Origin of the sequence: Streptomyces graminilatus (genome assembly GCF_001418565.1) — a bacterium.
In the GTDB taxonomy this organism is placed as follows: Bacteria; Actinomycetota; Actinomycetes; order Streptomycetales; family Streptomycetaceae; genus Streptomyces; species Streptomyces graminilatus.
Genome location: NZ_LIQQ01000122.1, coordinates 1 through 6,112, shown reverse-complemented (window position 1 = coordinate 6,112; position 6,112 = coordinate 1). Strand labels below are relative to the sequence as shown.

The window sequence follows — 6,112 nt, the reverse complement described above, 5'->3', positions numbered from 1 at the left end:
CGGGGGAACGGGGAAACGGGGGAGCCCGGTGTCGGGGAGTCTGCGGACTCCTTGGCACCGGGCTTCGTGGTACCGCATTTTACTGCAGCGCACTGTCTGGATTCTTGGCCTGTCCGTCGCACATCAGTGCCTGAGCTTCGAGCTCGACCTTCGACAGTTTTTCGTTGATTCCGCATTTGAGCAGCGATGAGTACGTGACAGGGGCCCATGTTTGCAGGGTGCCACGCATGGATTTCTGGCCTGATGTGCCGCACCCGTAGGCGAAGGAGGCCTCAACCGTATTGACGCCTACGGCATTCAGGAGAGTTCCGGAGAATTTTCCAAACCTCGTTTTCAGGATCTTGTCCCCTGCGCTCAAGGAGAATGAGGTGCCAACTTCTTCCAGTTGGATCCCTGTTTCTTCTTCGAGTGAGGCGACAGCAGCTCGCGGATCCAGGGATTCCCTGGAGAGCGCCGACGATATGGTGGCCTTCAGCGAACGGACCGGGACGGCTTCGAAGGTGACCTGGATGCTTTTCCCGGCCGGAACATCGAAGCGTTGGGCGTCGGAAACCGCGACCAGAGTCTGCCGCTTGAGCACACTGCCCCAGTGGACCTGCCCTTCCCGGCAGGTCAATTTCTTCGCAACGGGGCGATCGCCTGCCGCCGGGGACGTGGGCGTGGATTTCGCGGTTGCCGTCGGTGTCGTGTGCGATGTGCATGAGGTTGCGGCCAGTACGGCGGCAAGCGCGACAACACTTCTGAGCGATGTACTCACGGGAGGTCTCCGGTCCTTCTGCGTTGCGTCTGCCGTGTAGTCAGTCGGCGGTCGTTCCCCAATAGCCGATCTGCGCGGGCAGGCCGTTGCGGTAGAGCACCGTGCAGTTTCCCAGGGCGCGGTCAGGGAAGGTCAACCGCCCGCTGTCGAGTGCATCGTCCCAGTCCGCGCAGGTAGGGCGGGCATCGGGAGCCCACGCGCGCACTTCACCGTCAGTCAGGGGCCGCATGAACGGGCCGTCATAGGTGTCCGTGGCGTCGATCACGGCGGGGAAGTCCAGCACGGTGCCTGTGCCACCGGTGAAGATGTACTCGTGCCAATCGGGATCGCGCCACAGCTCCTATTCTATGTGTCCGATTGGAGGGGATTGGTGTCATCGTCCAAGCGCAACCCGAGCCCACTGCAGGCGGGCTTCACGGTCGAGGCTGCTGACGGTAGCTGTCGGTCGCATCCCGCGACGGTGTAGGGGATCAAGCGCTATGCATTCCGGTCTGGGGCGCATGACGATCTGAGAGCGCTCGGCCCTGCTCCGGCTGACCGGTGATGGTCTGATCAACGGCTTCTGTGTGACGTCGTTGCGATCAGGGTTGTCGTCACCACATCTCAAAGAGGTCAGCCGAGATAGGGCCGATCCTGGTGCTCCAGGAAGTGGCGGATCCGGAGTCGCTGCGTGTGGTGCATGGGTAGTTGGTCGATCTCCTCAGGCTGGACGAACCGCAGCTCCGTGGACTCGTCCGAGATCGCGAGTCGGCCGCCGACCGTGCGGGCGGTGAAGCAGATGTTGAACTGTCTGCGTACCTCGCCGTCCGAGTAGGCGATCACGTGGCGAGGGTCGGTGTACGTGCCCACGAGCCCGGTGATCTCTACGTCCAGCCCCGTTTCCTCCTTCACCTCGCGGACGGCCGTTCCCGGGAGTGAGTCGGTCATATCCATGCCGCCACCGGGTAGCGCCCAGAGATCGTTGTCCCGGCGGCGCTGAAGGAGCACGCGCCCTTCGTCGTCGGTGACCACGGCGGACGCGGCAACCACCAAGCTGTTCGGCTCCGGTGCCGCCGGGTCGTCGTAGTACTCGGTCCGCGCCATGGTCACCCTTCTGTCACCGGTGTCGTGGTCTCCCACACCGCATCGAAGCTGCTGGCATAGGTGTCGAACATGCCGCCCTCTCCGCTGCGCCGAAGATGCCACACAGGAGCACCGTAGGCGTTCACGCCCCAGACGTGGGCATTGACCAATACCTGGTCATCGGCACGGTAGATCGAGTTGTAGAGCGTGGTGGCGTGGGTCCGCACCTCGATGCCAGGTACCTCGGCGAGGGGGCGATAGTGCATGAGGGCAAGTCGGCACCGGGACTCGATCCCGTGGCCGAACTTCTCCTCCGTACCGCGCTGTTGGACATTCGCGCTGTCGGGATCGCCGATCGCGATACGGACAGCACACCCGTCGGCGGCTCGCTCTCGCAACAGGTCGTTGAGCCGCGGGTACGCCTCGTGCAGGAAGACGGCGGCATACACCAACACGTCGATGTGCTCGTGGGCCTGGGTCAGCATGTCCACGAAGGTGGACACGGGGATGTCCGCCCGCTGGTCGTAGAGAGCCACAAGTTCCGGACTGACAGCGCGGGCAGGGTGTGCCTGCCGAAGCGCGGGCCATAGAACGTGCACGTCTTCTTCGAGCGTTTCCGCTGCCAACATGGCGGTAGCACGGCGCGGCGTACGCCCTAAATTGACCCATCGCTCGATGGACTTGGGATCGACTTGGACCTTGTCCGCGAGGGCGGTGTACGTCCAGCCGCCGGCCGCCATGGCAGCACGTAGCCTCTCGTTCGGCATCCCAATCTCTCCCAACGCTCAGGGACGGCACTAGGGACGTTCTACCCGACGCGGGACGTCCCGAAGTGGGGTTTGTCGGAGGTTCCGACGTCCTGATGAGCCGCAGGATGCTCGTACGCATGGCGAGCAACCAGCAGACCAGACCAGGTATCGGTGAACTGGCCAAGGACAGCGGCAGGGACCGCATCGGCGTCGTCATAGGCGAGTACGGGGGCCGCGTGCAGATGCGGCCGATCCGTGGAGGCCTGGAGTGGGATGCCCGTCTGGACAACGTGGCGGCGCTCAGTGCGCGGGAGGAACTGAGCGCACGTCTTGCCATCAAGAACGGCAACAGCCTGGGCGGGCTGTGATGCGTGCCATCGGCCGGTACGCCGGGGTCCTTTTCCTCATCTGCATCAGCGGTTCGAGCAGCCTGGTGAGCGGCAAGGCCCTCGCTGTCCGCCAGTAGACCGGTGGCCCCGGACGGGTGCCAGTTCCCGGCTCCCCCGTCCACGCGTTCGGGGCCAGCCTCCAAACCTGCCTCCTGATCGTCTGCGAGAGCCCAGTTCGGCGATCAGAGCGGCATGCCCGTGCCACGCACCACCTCACACCAGGAGATTGCACATGACAGCAACGGCGAACGACCAGCGGACCGGTCGCGCGGTGGCTGGTGAGGAATTGTTCGAGAGCCTCGCCTGCTTCGTGGTCATCCACAACGGGCAGTCGTCCGAGCGCGCAGAGCGGATCGCGGACCAGGCAGTTGCGTTCCTGGTCACGGCGGCCACCGCCACCGTCCCCATGGTCCCGTCCGATGACGTGGACCTCGGCCTGCACGCGCTCATCCTGCACACCAAGGAGTACGCCGATCTGTGTGAGCGGTACGCGGGCCGCTTCCTGCACCACAACCCGACGCCGGGTGGAGGTGCCCGCGACCCGGAGATGGTCGCCGCCTCGACACGCGCCATGAAGGCGGCCGGGTTCCTGGTCTTCGACGACCTGTGGACCGTGAACGGCGTGAATCTCGCGCAGTGCGACTCGGACTGCGGCCGGCCATACGGTCAGGCGTAGCAGACGACACCTGTGACGCGGCCAGCCCCTGAACTCGCGGGCGGCCGCGCTCGTGCGGAAGGAGAAGGAAACGTTGCCCGGCCCTACCCCTGAACTGCCGATCGTGGTGCTCGACGCGCTCAGGCCCACGACACAGCGCATGGTTATCAACCGTCGGGGCTCCATGGTCTGGGAGGTGGGGAGTCGCTGGGGCCATTACGCCGTGAAGGTCGGCCATCCCGTCGAGGCCACGGCCGACTGGCCCGCCCAGCCCTGGACCGCACTCGCCCCCGCTCGTGAAGGTGCCGTGCTGCTTCGCCTCGGCGTCCACGACATCGCGTACGGTGAGTGGGAGCAGGGCACCTGGAACTTCCAGCCCTGGCACCAAGGACCGGACCTGTACCGACTGTGGGAACGCTGCCGTCAGAAGGACTCGCCGACCACACCGGACACCAGCGAGGCTCTGGAATGCGCCGAGGCGCTGGCCGAACTCCACGCCAAGGGCTGGGCGCATGGTGATGTGCAGCCCGCCCACTTCATCATCGGGCCCGAGCGGACACATCTCATCGACCTCGCCCTTGCCCACGGCGGCGGCCATGTACCCGAGGGCTACGACTTCCCGTTTCGCGGCTGCCTCGTCCACTACGAAGCACCGGAGATCGCGCGCAGCGTCCTCGACACCGGGGAAGCGGAGCCAACACAGGCAGCCGATGTCTACGCACTCGGGGCCTCGCTGCTCATCTCCGCCACAGGCTGGCGGGCGGTCGAGTACCCGGACGACGCTCGACGCCCCGTACAGAGAGAGGCAGTGGCCAACGGCCGACGTCGGCCCGTGAAAATACCCGGTGAGCTGGGCGAATTGGTCGACGCGATGCTCAGTCACGCACCGGGGGATCGGCCCACCATCTACGAGGTTGTCAAAGGCCTGTCCTGATCCCGAAGAGCCCTGATCAGGACCCTGCTGCCGATGGTCTCGAGGCGGTCGGTGTCCTCCGATTCGGGCGCGGCAACAACCTCCGTATGGAGCGGCACTAGTTGGGCCTGGACAAGGGTGGATCTGTTCCTGCGATACTGACGAGACGCTGGACTGAGCCCAGCACTGCTGGGTTCCGTACTGTGCGCACTCGTGGCACTTATGTGCCGTCGCGTGGCTCGCTCCAACCGTGACGAAATGTCTCAGACTGTGTGCGAGAGGGTGATGGCCATGGTGACCTCCTTGATGGCTGCTGGTCGCCTTATGGTTGCTGGCTTTTGTGAAGGCGTCGTTGGCGGGGCTTGCTTCGCCTTGATGACGGGTGCAGCAGTGTCGGGCTGAGTCCAGCGCTCCGCCTGGCACGAAACCACGAGGCAGGCTGCTGAATTACGTCAGCCCTTCTGAGGTAGCAGTTCGGCGCGGGCTGGCGCGCCCCGCCCAAAGGCGTGGACGAAAAGCTCCGGGCGCTTCGGGCCAGAGCGGACGGCTTCCTTGATGCAGCCGCCAAGGTGCTCGATGATCCGGAGCCCACAGTCCCTGTTCCACGTTCCCGTCGGTTACCGCTTGCGTAGTTAGCCGCACACCGCACCACAAACGCACCAGACCGAGCGGGGAGCAGCGGGGAATCGCGGTGAGAACGATCGAGCCAGCGAGGGCGCGCGCCAGTCGTATGCACAGGCCAGCACTCCAAGGAGCCACAGAACGCCGCAGCCTCCCAAGCCGAGGGCGTCGCCTGGAGGTGCCGTTCTCGCTTCGGCTGCTCCCCTCGTCGAGTCAATAGAGTGCGTCTCATGGACTGGACTGCACCTCTGAGTGCCATAGCCGGTGCGCTTGCCGGTATCGTCGCAACGTTCGTCGTGGACCGGGACCGCTGGAAACGTGCCCAACAGGCCGATGCACATACCGTTCTGCGCGAGACCTTCGTGACCTACCTCGCCCACTTGGCCCGCGCGACCGAAGGCATGCGTTTCGCCGCCGAGGCAACCTACGACATGCCGGAAGAACGCCGACGTGCAGTCCGCGCGGCATTCTCCGAATCTGGTCTGTTCGAACAGCGCTTCGGCCTGACGATGCTCGCTCCGCCGCGCGTAGTGGAGTTGGGCGTCGACGCGTTCCGCACCGTCCGTACGCTACGTGACCTTCTCGCAGACGGCGCGCACGTCACTGACGGAGCCTTCCAGACCGCACAGCACACGTACTACAAGGCAGCCCAGGCCGCAGCAGCAGCCATGCGCCAAGAGCTAGGCATCCCCGAGCTCCCCTTCGTCCCCCTGGCATCCAGCCACGATGAACACAGTCGGACACAGGCCTGAGCACCAGAGTCGGCATGGCCCTCATAGCCTGCCGGGCCGTCCCAGTTTCCGCCCCCGTCAGCGAGGCGGACATCGTGACGGCCGTGAATCGTGGATCTGCGACACGGCAGTGCAGGGTGGGCGGGTGCGGCGCCTGTGGATGACGTGGGGCTCATCGGGCCCCGGAAATGATCCGGTCCTCGCAACTCTGCTTCCCGCCCACCCTGCACTGCCG

At 65.2% G+C, this 6,112-nt stretch carries 8 protein-coding genes; 4 read left to right on the top strand and 4 right to left on the bottom strand.

The window, feature by feature from the left end; translation table 11 throughout:
- Window positions 1-79: 79 nt before the first annotated feature.
- The 4 genes from AOK08_RS45660 to AOK08_RS11750 all read right to left on the bottom strand — a co-directional run bounded on the left by AOK08_RS45660 (window position 80) and on the right by AOK08_RS11750 (window position 2,586).
- Window positions 80-757 (bottom strand): hypothetical protein, encoded by a 678-nt coding sequence (locus AOK08_RS45660; RefSeq protein WP_157876653.1) that lies wholly within the window; start codon window positions 755-757, stop codon window positions 80-82.
- A gap of 40 nt (window positions 758-797) precedes the next feature.
- Window positions 798-1,040: a hypothetical protein gene (locus AOK08_RS11760; RefSeq protein WP_055525446.1), complete on the bottom strand. Its 243-nt coding sequence runs from the start codon at window positions 1,038-1,040 to the stop codon at window positions 798-800.
- Window positions 1,041-1,369: 329 nt separating this feature from the next.
- A complete protein-coding gene (locus AOK08_RS11755) occupies window positions 1,370-1,840 on the bottom strand; it encodes an NUDIX domain-containing protein (protein WP_055525445.1) in 471 nt (156 codons plus the stop codon).
- A gap of 2 nt (window positions 1,841-1,842) precedes the next feature.
- Entirely contained in the window at window positions 1,843-2,586 is a 744-nt protein-coding gene (locus AOK08_RS11750; protein ID WP_055525444.1) for a helix-turn-helix domain-containing protein, read from the bottom strand.
- A 107-nt stretch (window positions 2,587-2,693) separates the two neighbouring features.
- Here AOK08_RS11750 and AOK08_RS11745 point away from each other — a divergent pair, with 107 nt between their 5' ends.
- The 4 genes from AOK08_RS11745 (at window position 2,694) to AOK08_RS11730 (ending at window position 5,898) form a co-directional block, all read left to right on the top strand.
- Window positions 2,694-2,936, top strand: coding sequence for a hypothetical protein (locus tag AOK08_RS11745; RefSeq protein WP_055525443.1), 243 nt, complete (start codon window positions 2,694-2,696; stop codon window positions 2,934-2,936).
- 253 nt (window positions 2,937-3,189) lie between these two features.
- The gene (locus tag AOK08_RS11740; protein ID WP_055525442.1) at window positions 3,190-3,633 is read left to right on the top strand and encodes a glycine-rich domain-containing protein; all 444 of its coding nucleotides are present in this window, start codon (window positions 3,190-3,192) and stop codon (window positions 3,631-3,633) included.
- A 73-nt stretch (window positions 3,634-3,706) separates the two neighbouring features.
- Window positions 3,707-4,546: a protein kinase family protein gene (locus AOK08_RS11735; RefSeq protein WP_055525441.1), complete on the top strand. Its 840-nt coding sequence runs from the start codon at window positions 3,707-3,709 to the stop codon at window positions 4,544-4,546.
- A gap of 830 nt (window positions 4,547-5,376) precedes the next feature.
- The gene (locus tag AOK08_RS11730) at window positions 5,377-5,898 is read left to right on the top strand and encodes a hypothetical protein (protein ID WP_157876652.1); all 522 of its coding nucleotides are present in this window, start codon (window positions 5,377-5,379) and stop codon (window positions 5,896-5,898) included.
- Window positions 5,899-6,112 lie beyond the last annotated feature (214 nt).

Coding starts and splice junctions, on each gene's coding strand:
- AOK08_RS11740 (WP_055525442.1), top strand. CDS start 3,190: ATGACAGCAACGGCGAACGACCAGCGGACCGGTCGCGCGGTGGCTGGT.
- AOK08_RS11755 (WP_055525445.1), bottom strand. CDS start 1,840: ATGGCGCGGACCGAGTACTACGACGACCCGGCGGCACCGGAGCCGAAC.
- AOK08_RS11730 (WP_157876652.1), top strand. CDS start 5,377: ATGGACTGGACTGCACCTCTGAGTGCCATAGCCGGTGCGCTTGCCGGT.
- AOK08_RS11750 (WP_055525444.1), bottom strand. CDS start 2,586: ATGCCGAACGAGAGGCTACGTGCTGCCATGGCGGCCGGCGGCTGGACG.
- AOK08_RS11745 (WP_055525443.1), top strand. CDS start 2,694: ATGCTCGTACGCATGGCGAGCAACCAGCAGACCAGACCAGGTATCGGT.